The organism is Pseudoxanthomonas sp. SGT-18, from assembly GCF_003931645.1.
In the GTDB taxonomy this organism is placed as follows: Bacteria; Pseudomonadota; Gammaproteobacteria; order Xanthomonadales; family Xanthomonadaceae; genus Pseudoxanthomonas.
Genome location: NZ_RRYJ01000001.1, coordinates 126,652 through 140,063, shown reverse-complemented (window position 1 = coordinate 140,063; position 13,412 = coordinate 126,652). Strand labels below are relative to the sequence as shown.

Genomic DNA, 13,412 nt, shown 5'->3' with positions numbered 1-13,412 from the left:
CGGGGGAACGCGCCTTACTGGGCGACGGTGACCGCGGCCGAGGGCACCCAGCCGCGCTGGCCGACCTCGTTTTCGACCTCGAGCATGGTGCCCTGCTTGCCGCCGGTCGGGAACAGCAGCATGCCGGTGCGCAGCTCGGCCACGACGTCGGCGTCGGCGCTGGGCTGGGCCAGCAGGCGCGCGGTACGGCGCAGGGCCAGGGTCTGGCTGGCCAGCAGCTCCGCGTCCGCGTCCATGTCCGGCGCCACCACCGCCGCCGGCGCCGGCGCGGCAACCGCCGGTTCGGCGGCGGGCGCGGCGGCGACGGGGGCCGGCTCCGGTTCCGGCGCAGCGGCCGGCACGGGGGCCGGAGCCGCGGCGGCGGCCACCGGGGCGGGCGCCGCGCCCGTCCGCAGCGCCGCCGGGGCGTCCTTGGGCACGCCCAGCAGGCCCAGGGCGGCCGACATCATCCCCTGCGGGCGCCCGGTGCGCTGCGCGGCCAGCCGGCGCAGGGCCGGCTCCATCTTCTCGAAGGCCTCCTCGTAGGCCTTCTTGATCACCTTGCCGATCTCGGTGTTTTCCCAGCTGCTGTAGTGGATCCCGCCGCGCACGCCGGCCTGGGCCTGCTGCGCGCGCAGCGCCGCGTCCCAGGCCTTGTCGGAGATCTTGGCCTCGCCGCTGACGGTGGCCACCTGCTCGGAGGTGCGCGCATCGATCAGGGTCAGCACCACCTCCGCGTTCTGGCGCCGGGTGGACACGCCGGCGCGGCCGGCGCCGGTGATCCCGCGCAGCAGGCCGCGCTTGGCCTCGGCCTCGACCCCGAAGCTGCTGCCGCCGGCATTGGCGTTCTGCGAGACGATGTCCGGGACCAGCACGAAGTCGGCGGCGCGGATCTGGCCACCGCCGACGTTGTGGCCCTCGCGCAGCTGGCCGGCCGCGGCCAGCTCCTGCTCGGCACGGATCGCGGCCAGGCCGGCGCCGCGGTCGACCACGGTGAAGCAGCGCGATTCGTTGACCAGCACCCGCAGCATGCGGGTCGGGGCCGACAGGCCGTAGCTGGCCCACAGCTCGTCGCCGTCGTCCGGCTCGGAGATGCGCACGGTGCCGATCGGCTCGCTGCAGGTGGAGCCGAACAGGGCGGCGCGGGCGTCCGGCGCCCAGGCCGCCGTGGCGAGGACCGCGCCCAGCACCAGGGCACGGGACGGAAGATGCGGATGGCTCATGGTTTCCCCTTGGATTGCTCTGGCGCCTGGTTGCGGCGCGCAGGAAGCCAAGTTTAACGAAACCTTCATTTCAATGAACAAGGCCGGGAGGCCACCCTCCCGCAAAAGGAAAAGGCCGGCAAAGCGCCGGCCTTCCCCGGAACCGCCGCGCTCAGCGGGCCAGTTCGGTGCTGGTCGAGTTGACCCAGCCGCGGTTGCCGAGTTCGTCCTCGACTTCCCACATCGCCCCGTCCTTCTGCCCGGTCGGGTACAGCAGCATGCCAGGCTCCAGGTCGCGCACCGCCTTGCCGGTGCCCTTGGCGTTGGCCAGCATGCGCGCCGCGCGGGTTACGCGCAGGGCCTGGATCGGGCTGGCCGCCGAGGCGTCCTCCGGCAGGCCGCCGAGCTGGGCGACCAGGTTGGTGTAGGCCTGCAGGTAGGCCAGGGTGATGACCTGGCCGATCTCGGTGTTGGCGTAGCCGCCGACGCCGGCCGCGCCCAGGCCGCTGCCCGAGAACAGGTTGCCGCGCGCGCCGAAGCCGATGTCGGTCTTCTTGGCGCTGCCCTCGGCCAGCGCCACCTGCTCGGAGGAGCGCACGTCGGTGACCGTCAGCACCACGTCGGCGGTCTTCTTCTTGAAGTTGAGGCCGCCGAGCACCTGCCCGGCACGGCCGCCGACCAGGCCGCTGAGCAGGCCGCCGACCGCGTTGCCGCCGGCGTCGCTGTTCTGCGAGATCAGGTCAGGCACCAGCACGTAGTCGGCCGCCTTGACCTGGCCCTTGCCGACGTTGGAGCCGCGGCGCAGGTTGCCGTCCGCCGCCAGCGCGCGCTCGTTCTGCGCGGCGGCCATGCCGGCGCCGCGGTCGACCAGGGTGAAGCAGCGCGAGCGCGACACGAACACCTTGATCAGGCGCGAGGGCTCCGGGAGCTGGTGGCCGCTCCACCAGTTCACCCCATGCTCCGGTTCCAGTACCGAGATCGTGCCCAGCGGCTTCTTGCATACCGGGATCTCCGCCGCCTGCTGCTGGCGCAGTTCCTGCGCGCTGTGCCGTTGCGCCATGGCCGGAGCGGACACAAGCGCCACCGTCAACGCAGCGCCGAGCGCCGCGCGTACTGCCTTCCTATTGCCCATGTTTTTCCCCGTTGGAGATTTGCACAAAGCGCGGGCAATCCCGCCCGCCACGCGCGACCTCGGCAGGCAACGCGCCGGCCGAGGATAAACGATGGAAAAACCCGAGCGGGCGCCACCCGTCGGGAGGCGCGGTCGCGCGCAACGAAAACAGCCGGCGCGGGGCCGGCTGTTTCCAGGGCGTTGCGTGGGCGATCCGTCAGGATTCCCACCACATCCAGAACGCGTCCCACAGGCGCTTGAAGAAACCGGCCTCCTCGACCGCGCCGGTGGCCACCAGCGGCGCCTCGGCGATGACCTGGCCGTCCAGCGACACCTTCACCGTGCCGATCTGCTGCCCGGCGGCAATCGGCGCCACCAGCGAGCGCGGCACTTCCATCGCCGGCTTGAGGTCGCCGTAGCGGCCACGGGCCACGCTCACCAGCAGCGGCTCGGCCACGCCCAGCTGCACCTGGTCGGCCTTGCCCTTCCACACCTTCAGCGAAGCCACCGGCTTGCCGGGCTCGTACAGGCGGTGGGTCTCGTGGAAGCGGAAGCCCCAGTTGAGCAGGGCCAGGCTGTCGTCGGCGCGCTGGCGCTCGGAGGCGCCGCCCATCAGCACCGCGATCAGGCGCTGGTCGCCGCGCTGGGCCGAGCTCATCAGGCAGTAGCCGGCCCTGGAGTGGTGCCCGGTCTTGATGCCGTCGACCGAGGAATCGCGCCACAGCAGCAGGTTGCGGTTCGGCTGGGTGATGCCGTTGACCGTGAATTCCTTGATCTTGTTGTACGCGTACTGCTCCGGGTAGTCGCGCACGAAGGCGCGGCCCAGCAGCGCCAGGTCGCGCGCGGTGCTGTAGTGCCCTTCCGCCGACAGGCCGTGGGCGTTGACGAAGTGGCTGTTCTTCATGCCGATCTTCGCCGCGTAGCTGTTCATCAGGTCGGCGAACGCCTCCTGGGTGCCGGCCACGTGCTCGGCCAGGGCGATCGCGGCGTCGTTGCCCGACTGCACCGCCATGCCCTTCTCCATATCCTCCAGCGGCGCGGTCTGGTTGACCGGGAAGCCGCTGAAGCTGCCGTCGGTGCGCGCGCCGCCCTCGCGCCATGCGCGCTCGCTCATCAGCACCTGGTCGTCGGGCCGGACCCGGCCGGCGGCCATTTCCGCGGCGATCACGTAGGCGGTCATCACCTTGGTGATGCTGGCCGGTTCCACCCGCTCGTCGACGTTCTCCCCGGCCAGGATCTGGCCGGTGGCGTAGTCCATCACCAGCCAGGCGGTGGCCTGGGAGGGACGCGGCGCCGGCGGGATCGCGACCGGGGCCGGCGCGGCGGCGGCCGGCGCCGCCGGGGCGGGTGCCGGCGCCTGGGCGCTGGCCAGGCCGAAGGCGAAGGTGGCCACCGCGGCGAGGGCGGCGAGCATGCCTGGGGAACGGAACTTCATGGAAACGGGAACTCCTGCGGCAACCGGCTCGCGGCCGGGCGGAAGGGAAGGACGAAAGGACGGATTGTAGCCCCGGCTCAGTCGCGCACCGGCTGCGGGGTACCGAATCCCAGACCGGCGATGCGCAGTGCAAGTTCCGCCGGGTCGCCGGCGGCCGGCACCCGCAGGCGCCACAGGGTGCGCCCGCCGCTGACCACGTCCTCCAGGCGCGCGTCGCTGATGCCCGCGGCCAGCAACCGTTCCAGGGCGCGGCGGGCATTGTCGGCGCTGGAGAAGCTGGCCACCTGCAGCAGGGTCGACGCAGCGGCGGCCGGCGCGGCGGGGGTGGCGGCGGCCGGCGCGGCGGCAGCGGGCGGCGGATCCGGTGGCAGCGCCTGCACCAGCTGGTCCAGGGCGGTGGCCGGGGTGGCCGGCGCGGTCTGCACCGGCGCGGGCGTGGCCGGGCGCGCAGCGGGGGTGGCGGCGCGGCCGGCGTAACGGGTGCCGTCGTCCTCGCCCGGGACCAGCGCGCGCACCTCGACCCGCCCGGTACCGCGCGGATGGATGCCCAGCTTGACCGCCGCGGCGTAGCTGAGGTCGATCACCCGGCCCTCGTGGAACGGGCCGCGGTCGTTGACCCGCACCACCACCGACTTGCCGTTGTCCAGGTTGGTGACGCGGGCGAAGCTGGGCAGCGGCAGGGTCTTGTGCGCGGCGGTGAAGGCGTACATGTCGTACACCTCCATGTTCGAGGTGCGGCGGCCGTGGAACTTGGCGCCGTAGTAGGAGGCGATGCCCTGCTCGACGTAGCCGTGCGGACGGTCCAGCACCTTGTACTGCTTGCCCAGCACCGTGTACGGCGAGCGGTTGCCGACCGGCGAGCGCGGCTCGTCGGTCACCACCGGCTCGGGGATGCAGTCGACGTTGGGCAGGTGGTCGGGGAGCCGGTCAGGCACCCCGGGCTTGTACAGCCCACCGGCCGTGTAGTGGCCGCGGGTGGACGGGTCCTCCTGCGCCGGCGGGTAGTAGACCCCGGCGCAGTCGCCGGCCGGCGCGGCGCCCGCGGGCGCGCCGCCGGCCCTGCCCGTGGACGGGGCCGCAGGCTTCTTCGGCGCGCTGCCGCAGGCGGCCAGCGCAAGCGCGGCCAGCACCATGGCGGCGCGCAGCCCCAGGGTCCGGGCCCGGCGCCGGGTCATGCCGGCGGGATCTCCCGCCCGGCGATCGCCTCCGACAGCTGGAACACCGCCATCGCGTACATCTTGGAGATGTTGTAGCGGGTGATCGCGTAGTAGTTCTGGAAGCCCAGCCAGTACTGCGGGCCGTTGCTGCCGGCCAGGCTGACCGGGGTGGCGGTGGCGCCGGCCGGCACCGGCGCCTGCGGGGTGTAGCCGCGCGCGGCCAGCTCGGCCAGGCTGTGGGTGGGCGCCCACTCGGACGGCTCGAACGGCTCGCGCCCCGGCTCCAGGGTGGCCGGCACCGCGACCAGGCCGCCGCGCACCCAGCCGCCCTTCTCCACGAAGTAGTTGGCGACCGAGGCGAACACGTCGTCGAGGCTGCCGAACAGGTCGCGGCGGCCGTCGCCGTCGCCGTCCACCGCGTACTCGCGGTAGCTGGAGGGCATGAACTGGCCCATGCCCATGGCGCCGGCGTAGCTGCCCTTGAGCGCGGCGATGTCGAGCTTTTCCTCGCGGCCCAGCGCGAACAGCTGCGCCAGTTCCTCGCGGAAGAACAGCTCGCGCCGCACCTCGCGCTCGAGCTTGGCCGGGTCGCCGCTGCGCGGGTAGCGGAAGGCCAGGGTGTACAGCGCGTCGAGCACCGAATAGCGGCCGGTGTTGGCGCCGTAGCTGGTCTCCACGCCGATGATCGCCACGATCACCTCGGCCGGCACGCCGGTTTCGGCCTCCACCTTCGCCAGCTTCGCCCGGTGCTGTTCGAGGAAGCGGCGGCCACCGTCGATCCGGGCCTGGCTGATGAACATCGGCCGGTACTCGTGCCAGGGCTTGACCCGCTCGGCCGGTCGCGACATCGCCGCGACCACGCTGTCGAGGAAGTTCGCCCGGGCCAGGGTGGCCTCGATCTCGGCGGCGGGAATGCCGTAGCGCTCGCTGGTCTGGGCGACGAAGCGCGCGCGCGCCAGCTCGAACGGCACCGGGGTGAGGTCCACCGGCGCGGCGGCCGGGGCCTCGGGCCGGGCCTCGGCCGGCGTGGACGTGGCGGCCACCGGGACCGCGTCCGGCGGGTTCTGGGACACGACGCCGGCGCGGGGCGTGCAGCCCAGCAGTCCGGCGAGGATCAGGCCGGTCAGCACACGGCCGCGCATTGCGGGCTTCCTGGTCATCGAAGGCAGATTAGCATGCGCGCGCAAGGCCGCGCAGGCATTGGGATTTCCCGCTTCAGTGCCAGGCATGGACCGGACGGTGGCTGCGCACCGCCATCACCAGCCCCAGCCCGGCCAGCAGCGACACCGCCGAGGTGCCGCCATAGCTCAGCAGCGGCATCGGCACGCCGACCACCGGCAGCAGGCCGGAGACCATGCCGCCGTTGACCAGCACGTAGACGAAGAAGGCCAGGCCCAGCGAGCCGGCCAGCAGCCGCGAGTAGCCGTCGCGCGCCTGCGCCGCGATCCACAGGCAGCGCCCGATCACGAACAGGTACAGGGCCAGCATGGTGGCCACGCCGATCCAGCCGAACTCCTCGCTGAGCACGGCGAAGGCGAAGTCGGTGGTCTGCTCGGGGATGAAGTTCAGGTGCGACTGGCTGCCCTCGCCCCAGCCCTTGCCGGTGAGGCCGCCGGAACCGATCGCGATCTTGGACTGGATGATGTTCCAGCCGGCTCCCAGCGGATCGCGCTCCGGATCGAGGAAGGTCAGGATCCGGTCCTTCTGGTACGGCCGCAGCAGCCAGAACCAGGCCACCGGCGCCACCGCGGCCACGCCGCCGATGCCGACCCCGACCCACCACCACGGCAGGCCGGCCAGCAGCAGGGCGAACACGCCGCTGCTGGCGATCAGCATCGCCGTGCCGAAGTCCGGCTGCAGCAGGATCAGCCCGGTCGGCACCGCGATCAGCACGCCGGTGGCCAGCACCGTCGGTACCCGCGGCGGCAGGGGCCGCGAGTGCAGGTACCAGGCGACCATCATCGGCAGGGCGATCTTCAGCAGCTCCGAGGGCTGCAGGTAGAACACGCCGAGGTTGAGCCAGTGCCGGCCGTGCTTGCCGGTGCCCACCAGCAGCACCGCCAGCAGCGGCAGCAGCGACAGCGCGTACACGATCGGCGACCAGGCACGCAGGCGGATCACCGAGACCCGCGACAGCGCCCACATCGCCAGCACGCCCAGGGCGAAGCGCGCGCCCTGGGCCTTGACCAGCGCGGCGCCGCCGGAGGGGCCGCCGGCGCTGTACAGCACCGCCAGGCCGAACGCCATCAGCCCGGCCAGGGCCAGGCACAGCGGCCAGTCCAGGGTGCGCACGAAGCGCCCGGCCAGGTCCAGCAACCAGCGCAGGAAATCCCTCATGGGTCGCCTCCCTCCTGGTCGGGCGCGGGTCCGGGGGACGCCGGGGCGGCGGGCGCGTCCCCGCCGGGCCCGGCAGGCGGGGCAGGCGACACCTGCGTGCCGGTGCCGTTGTCGGTGCCGTTGTCGCCGCGCCTGCCATCGCCGCTGCCGCCGCCGGCCGCGGGCGTGGCCTGGCGCAGCAGGTGCGGCTGGCGCCGGATCCAGCTGCCGAAGCTGTTGCCGGCGGGATTGCGGTCGCTGGCCAGGGCCGGGGTGCGCCGCGACGCCACCGGCGCGGCCGGCACCGCGGCGGCATCCCCGCCCGCGCCGGCGGATGGCGTGCCCTCCCCGGGCTGCCCCGCCGCGTCCAGCGGCGCGCACCCGGCGCCGCCCTCGCTGCAGGAGGCAGGCTGCGGGGCGCCGTCCAGCGGTTCCAGCCCGTCCGGCAGCTTGCCCAGCAGCCAGGCGTCGAAGATCTTGCGCGCGATCGGCGCGGCGGTGCTGCCGCCGTAGCCGCCGCCCTCCACCGCCACCGCCACCGCGATCTGCGGGTCCTCGGCCGGGGCGAAGCCGATGAACAGCGCGCGGTGGCGCAGGTGCATGGGCAGGCTGCGCGGGTCGACCGCGCTGGTGCCTCGGCGGCTGACCACCTGCGCGGTGCCAGTCTTGCCGGCGATCCGGTACGGCGCACCGACGCCGATCGCGCGCGCGGTGCCGCCGGGGCCGTGCACGGTCATCTCCATGCCCTCGCGCACCACCCGGAGGTTGTCCGGGCGCTCGCTGATCCGCTCCGGCTCGCCGCCGGGCAGCGGCGCCCACGGCGCGTCGAAGCGGTCGCGGCGCGCCTCCACCAGGCGCGGACGGCGCAGCCGGCCCTCGTCGGCCAGGGCACCGGTGGCGCGCACCATCTGCAGCGGGGTGACCTTCCAGTCGCCCTGGCCGATGGAGATGTTCACGGTGTCGCCGGGATACCAGCGCTCCTTGCGCTGCTTCATCTTCCACGCCGGGGTGGGCAGGATGCCCGAGCTCTCGCCGACCAGGTCGATGCCCGAGGGCTGGCCGAAGCCGTAGCGCACCAGGAAGCGCTCGATCCGCTCGATGCCCATGTCCAGCGCCAGCTGGTAGTAGTACGTGTTGACCGAATCGGCGATCGACTTGCGCGCATCGGTCCAGCCATGGCCGCCGCGGTGCGAATCGCCCCAGCCACGGCTGGTGCCGGGCAGGTAGAACATGCCGGTCGAAAGCGTGCGGTCCTCGGGCCGGCGCACGCCGCTGTCCAGGCCGGCCAGGGCCAGGAACGGCTTGAGCGTCGACCCGGGGGCCACGCCGCCGAGCACCGCGCGGTTGAACTGCGGGCGCGAGGGGTTGTCCATCAGCGCGCGGTAGTCGGCGTGGGAGATGCCGTTGACGAACAGGTTGGGGTCGTACGACGGCAGGCTCACCAGCGCCAGGATCTCGCCGGTGCGCGGATCCATCGCCACCGCCGTGCCCTCCAGGTCGCCGAACGCGGCCACGGTGGCGCGCTGCAGCTCGGCGTCGATCGACAGGCGCAGGTCCGCGCCCGGACGCGCCGGCACCCGGCCCACGGTGCGCAGGGCGCGGCCCTGGACGTTGGTCTCGATCTGCTCGTAGCCGACCTTGCCGCGCAGCACGTCCTCGTAGGCGCGCTCGATCCCGGTCTTGCCGATGTGGGTCAGCGCGCTGCCACCCTCGCCCAGCGTCTCCAGGTCCTTCTCGTCGATCCGGCCGACGTAGCCGATCACGTGCGCGAACAGCTCGCCGTAGGGGTAGTGCCGGGTCAGGTACGGCTCCATCTCCACGCCCGGGAAGCGCCAGCGGTTGACCGCGAACGCGGCCATCTCCTCGGCGGTGAGGCGCAGCTTCAGGGTGATCGGCCGGAAGCCGCGCCCGGCCTTGCGCTCGCGGCGGAAGCGCTCGATGTCGTCCTCGTCCAGCCGGATCAGCCGGCCGAGCTCGGCCAGCAGCTTCTCGGTGTCGCCGGCCTTGTCCGGGACCACGTCCAGGCGGAAGGCGGGCACGTTCTCGGCCAGCAGCCGGCCCTGGCGGTCGTAGATCATGCCGCGCGCGGGCACCACCGGCCGCGGGCGGATGCGGTTGGCCTCCGAGCGGGTGGCGTAGTCGTCGTGCTGCAGCACCTGCAGGCGGAAATACCAGGCCGCCAGCCCGCCCAGGGCCAGCGCCACGGCGAGGAAGCCGAGCGCGGCGCGGCGCCGGAACTGCTCGGCCTCGGCGTGCGGGTTCTTGCTCGCGCGGCGGCTGCCCATGCGATGGCCTCAGTCCCGGCGGCCCAGGCGCAGGGCGTCCAGCAGCAGGAACAGCGGCGGCCACAGCGCCAGGCCCAGCAGCGGCGCCCACCAGTATTCCCATGGCAGCAGCGGCTGCCCCAGGGCCAGGTTCACCGCCGCGTCGACGATGCGGTCGTTGAGCAGCAGCGCGCCGATCGCCAGCGCCTGCTGCGACAGCGGGAAGAAACGCAGCCGGGCGCGGAAGCGCTGCAGGATGAAGGCCATGATCACCAGCCGCAGGGCCTGCTCGCCGAGCAGGCTGCCGTAGGCCAGGTCGGCGACCAGGCCGCAGGCGAAGGCCAGGCCCAGGCCGGCGCGCGAGGGCGTCTCGATCACCCAGTAGGCCAGCACCAGGGCCAGCCAGTACGGCCGCAGCGGCTGCAGCTGCGCGTGCAGCGGCAGCAGGCCCAGCAGCAGCGCCAGCAGCAGGCTCAGCGGCAGCAGCCAGCCACCGAGGCGGTCGCGGGCGCTCATCGGGTCGCCTCCTGCGGAGGCTGTGATTCGTTATTGGGGATTGGTGATTCGGAAGAGCCGGCGGCCGGCTCCCCTTGTGCGGCCGGATCCTCGGCCTCGCCGGGCTCGCCGGGGACGGGAGGGAGCGGCAGGTCGGGGGCGGCGCCAGGGCGCAGGAGCAGGACGTCGCGGCCGCGGTCCAGCTGCGCGGCCGGCCTCAGCTCGCCGACCAGGAAGGCCTGGCTGTCGTCCGGGTGCAGGGCGGTGATGGTGGCCACCGGGAAACCCGGCGGGAAGCGCCCGCCCAGGCCGGAGGTGACCAGCTGGTCGCCAACCTGCACGTCCTGGTTGAGCGGGATGTCGCGCAGCTCCAGGCGGTCGCCGCGGCCGTACACGATCAGGCGCACGCCGTTGCGCGCCACCATCACCGGCACCGCGTGGTCCGGGTCGGTCAGCAGCAGCACGGTGGACTGGGTCGGGGTGGTCTCGATCACCTGGCCGAGCAGGCCGCCGGCGTCGATCACCGCCTGCCCGCGCTGCACGCCCTGGCGGCTGCCGGCACGCAACACCAGGCGCTGGCGCGAGGGCTCCAGGTCGATGTCCAGGATCGGCACCAGCTGCACGTCCAGGCCGCGCCGCTCGACCACGCCCAGCAGTTCGCGCAGCTGGGCGTTGTCGACCGCGGCGTTGCGCAGCCGGGTCAGGCGCGCATTGGCCACCAGCAGCTCGTTGCGCAGGCGCCGGTTCTCCTCGACCAGGCTGGCGTGCGAGGCCAGGCCGTCGCGCAGCGCGCCGCGGACCGTCCCCGGCAGGCCGGCGATGCTGCGCAGCGGCTGCACCAGCACCGTGGCCTGGGTGCGCACCCACGACAGCCAGCCGCCGCGGTGGTCCAGCACCAGCAGGGTCACGGCCAGGGCGAGGTAGGCCAGCAGCCGCAGGGGACCGGATTCACCGGGGCGCGCAGCGTGTGGGGAACCGGCGTAGGACGACACGGACGGTGATCAGTCGGGACAGCGCGGCGGAGATGGGAGTATGGCGGCAGCGTCCGCCGCTGGCGAACGCCGCCCCGGCGCGGGGCGGCGCGGAGGGCGCGGGTCAGTCCGGCGCGAAGAACTCGTTGCCGTGCATGTCGACCAGCTCCAGCGCGCGGCCGCCACCGCGGGCCACGCAGGTCAGCGGGTCGTCGGCGACCTGCACGTGCAGGCCGGTCTCCTCGGAGATCAGCTTGTCCAGGTCGGCCAGCAGGGCGCCGCCGCCGGTCAGCACGATGCCGCGCTCGGCCACGTCCGCGCCCAGCTCCGGCGGGGTCTGCTCCAGCGCCAGCTTGACCGCCGAGACGATGCCCGACAGCGGCTCGTGCAGCGCCTCCAGCACCTCGTTGGAGTTGATCTTGATCATCTTCGGCACGCCCTCGGCGAGGTTGCGGCCGGTGATCTCCATCTCCTTGGCCTCGGCCTGCGGATAGGCGCAACCCAGCTCCATCTTGATCCGCTCGGCGGTCACCTCGCCGATCAGCATGCCGTGGTTGCGGCGCACGTAGTTGGTGATCGCCTCGTCGAAGCGGTCGCCGCCGATGCGCACCGAAGCCGAATACACGATGCCGTTGAGCGAGATCACGGCGACCTCGGTGGTACCGCCGCCGATGTCGATGACCATCGAGCCGCGCGCCTCGGACACCGGCATGCCGGCGCCGATCGCCGCGGCCATCGGCTCCTCGATCAGGTAGACGTCGCGGGCGCCGGCCTCCTCGGCCGATTCCTTGATCGCGCGGCGCTCGACCTGGGTGGAGCCGGCCGGCACGCACACCAGCACGCGCGGGCTCGGACGCAGGACCCGGGCCTTGTGCACCTTCTTGATGAAGTGCTTGAGCATGGCCTCGGTGTAGGTGAAGTCGGCGATCACGCCATCCTTCATCGGCCGGATGGTGGTGATGTTGCCCGGGGTGCGGCCCAGCATCTGCTTGGCCTCCGCGCCCACCGCCGCGACCGAGCGGGTGCCGCCGATCGCGCGGTCCTGGCGCACGGCCACCACCGAAGGCTCGTTCAGCACGATGCCCTGCCCGCGGACGTAGATCAGGGTATTGGCCGTGCCCAGGTCGATGGACAGGTCGTTGGAGAACATGCCGCGGAGCTTCTTGAACATCGAGGGGCGGTCCTGGGGTTTCCGGTCTGGAGGAGGCGGGCGTGACGGAACCGGCTGGACGCCGGCGCTTGCGGCGGTCGGCGCGCGAGGCGCGCCGATGGCGAAAAATTGGACAGCGAAAACAGGCCGGCTAGCCTAGCAACGGGGCCGGTCGCGGGCAAGGAATTCCGCGGTAATCCGCGGGTTTGGACGCATCCGGGGCGCCGCCGGCGGCGCCCGCCCCGAGGCCCGGGCTGGCCGCGCGGGGGCGCAGCCGGTAACCTTTGCGCCGCGGCGCAAGGCCGCAGCCCCTGTCACGCGCGCCGCGCGCGCCCGAGTACCAAGCCGATGTCCACCCTGATCTGTGGTTCCCTCGCCTACGACACCATCATGGTGTTCCCGGACCAGTTCAAGAACCACATCCTGCCGGACAAGGTGCACATCCTGAACGTCTCCTTCCTGGTCCCGCGCATGCGCCGGGAGTTCGGTGGCTGCGCCGGCAACATCGCCTACAACCTCCACCTGCTCGGCGGCAAGCCGGTGCCGATGGGCACCGTTGGCGGCGATTTCGGCCCTTATCGCGAGCATTTCGAGTCCCTTGGCATCGACCTGTCGCAGGTCAAGGTGATCGAGGAGCTGTTCACCCCGCAGGCCTTCATCACCACCGACCACGACAACAACCAGATCACCGCCTTCCACCCGGGCGCGATGATGCGTTCGCACGAGAACCACGTGAAGGACGTGCCGGGGATCACCCTGGGCCTGGTCGGCCCGGACGGCCGCGAGGGCATGTTGCAGAACGCCGCCGAGTTCCACGAGATGGGCGTGCCGTTCATCTTCGACCCGGGCCAGGCCATGCCGCTGTTCAACGGCCAGGAGCTGCGCCAGTTCATCGAGCTGGCCGACTACGTGGTGGTCAACGACTACGAGTCCAACCTGCTGCAGGAGCGCACCGGCTGGACCGACCGCGAGATCGTCTCGCGGGTGAAGGCCTACATCACCACCCAGGGCCCGCGTGGCGCCCTGGTGCATACCCCGGAGAAGACCTACGAGGTGCCGCCGGCGCACGAGCGCCGGGTGGTCGATCCGACCGGCTGCGGCGACGCCTTCCGCGCCGGCCTGATCTTCGGCATCGAGCAGGGCTACGACTGGCTGACCATCGGCCGCATGGGCAACCTGATGGGCGCGCTCAAGGTCGAGCACCCGGGCACCCAGAACCAGCGCTTCGACTTCGCCGAGTTCAACGAGCACTTCCGCCAGCAGTTCGGCTACAGCCTCGAGTAAGGCGGCCCGCGCCGCCGGGCAGGCGCCCGGCACCGCCGTCGCCGCGGG

At 72.8% G+C, this 13,412-nt stretch carries 10 protein-coding genes and 1 pseudogene; 1 reads left to right on the top strand and 10 read right to left on the bottom strand.

Features of this window, described 5'->3' with window-relative positions; genetic code table 11:
• Window positions 1-14: 14 nt before the first annotated feature.
• From EIM47_RS00630 to EIM47_RS00585, 10 genes and pseudogenes are all read right to left on the bottom strand, one after another.
• Window positions 15-1,202 carry a CsgG/HfaB family protein gene (locus tag EIM47_RS00630; protein ID WP_051403605.1) on the bottom strand — a complete coding sequence of 396 codons (1,188 nt, stop codon included), beginning with the start codon at window positions 1,200-1,202 and terminating at the stop codon, window positions 15-17.
• 151 nt (window positions 1,203-1,353) lie between these two features.
• Window positions 1,354-2,241, bottom strand: coding sequence for a CsgG/HfaB family protein (locus tag EIM47_RS00625; RefSeq protein ID WP_019397118.1), 888 nt, complete (start codon window positions 2,239-2,241; stop codon window positions 1,354-1,356).
• A 268-nt stretch (window positions 2,242-2,509) separates the two neighbouring features.
• Window positions 2,510-3,727 carry a D-alanyl-D-alanine carboxypeptidase family protein gene (locus EIM47_RS00620; RefSeq protein ID WP_125075797.1) on the bottom strand — a complete coding sequence of 406 codons (1,218 nt, stop codon included), beginning with the start codon at window positions 3,725-3,727 and terminating at the stop codon, window positions 2,510-2,512.
• Between the two features lie 77 nt (window positions 3,728-3,804).
• Window positions 3,805-4,902 (bottom strand): septal ring lytic transglycosylase RlpA family protein, encoded by a 1,098-nt coding sequence (locus EIM47_RS00615; RefSeq protein WP_125075796.1) that lies wholly within the window; start codon window positions 4,900-4,902, stop codon window positions 3,805-3,807.
• The gene (gene mltB, locus EIM47_RS00610) at window positions 4,899-6,026 is read right to left on the bottom strand and encodes a lytic murein transglycosylase B (RefSeq protein WP_019398169.1); all 1,128 of its coding nucleotides are present in this window, start codon (window positions 6,024-6,026) and stop codon (window positions 4,899-4,901) included. The genes EIM47_RS00615 and mltB overlap by 4 nt, the downstream gene beginning before the upstream one ends.
• Window positions 6,027-6,099: 73 nt before the next feature.
• Complete coding sequence (rodA, locus tag EIM47_RS00605; RefSeq protein ID WP_019398170.1) at window positions 6,100-7,221, bottom strand: rod shape-determining protein RodA; 1,122 nt, start codon at window positions 7,219-7,221, stop codon at window positions 6,100-6,102.
• Between the two features lie 401 nt (window positions 7,222-7,622).
• A pseudogene (gene mrdA / locus EIM47_RS00600) lies at window positions 7,623-9,485 on the bottom strand (penicillin-binding protein 2); the annotation flags it as partial.
• Between the two features lie 9 nt (window positions 9,486-9,494).
• Window positions 9,495-9,980, bottom strand: a complete 486-nt coding sequence (mreD, locus tag EIM47_RS00595; protein WP_019397792.1) for a rod shape-determining protein MreD — start codon at window positions 9,978-9,980, stop codon at window positions 9,495-9,497.
• On the bottom strand, window positions 9,977-10,951 hold the full coding sequence (mreC, locus tag EIM47_RS00590; RefSeq protein ID WP_125075794.1) for a rod shape-determining protein MreC: 975 nt from the start codon (window positions 10,949-10,951) through the stop codon (window positions 9,977-9,979). Before mreC ends, mreD begins: the two co-directional genes overlap by 4 nt.
• 103 nt (window positions 10,952-11,054) lie before the next feature.
• The gene (locus EIM47_RS00585; protein ID WP_013533965.1) at window positions 11,055-12,101 is read right to left on the bottom strand and encodes a rod shape-determining protein; all 1,047 of its coding nucleotides are present in this window, start codon (window positions 12,099-12,101) and stop codon (window positions 11,055-11,057) included.
• A 327-nt stretch (window positions 12,102-12,428) separates the two neighbouring features.
• On the opposite strand from EIM47_RS00585, the gene EIM47_RS00580 reads away from it, so the two are divergent.
• Window positions 12,429-13,364, top strand: a complete 936-nt coding sequence (locus EIM47_RS00580; RefSeq protein WP_019397790.1) for a carbohydrate kinase family protein — start codon at window positions 12,429-12,431, stop codon at window positions 13,362-13,364.
• The last annotated feature ends 48 nt before the right edge of the window (window positions 13,365-13,412 follow it).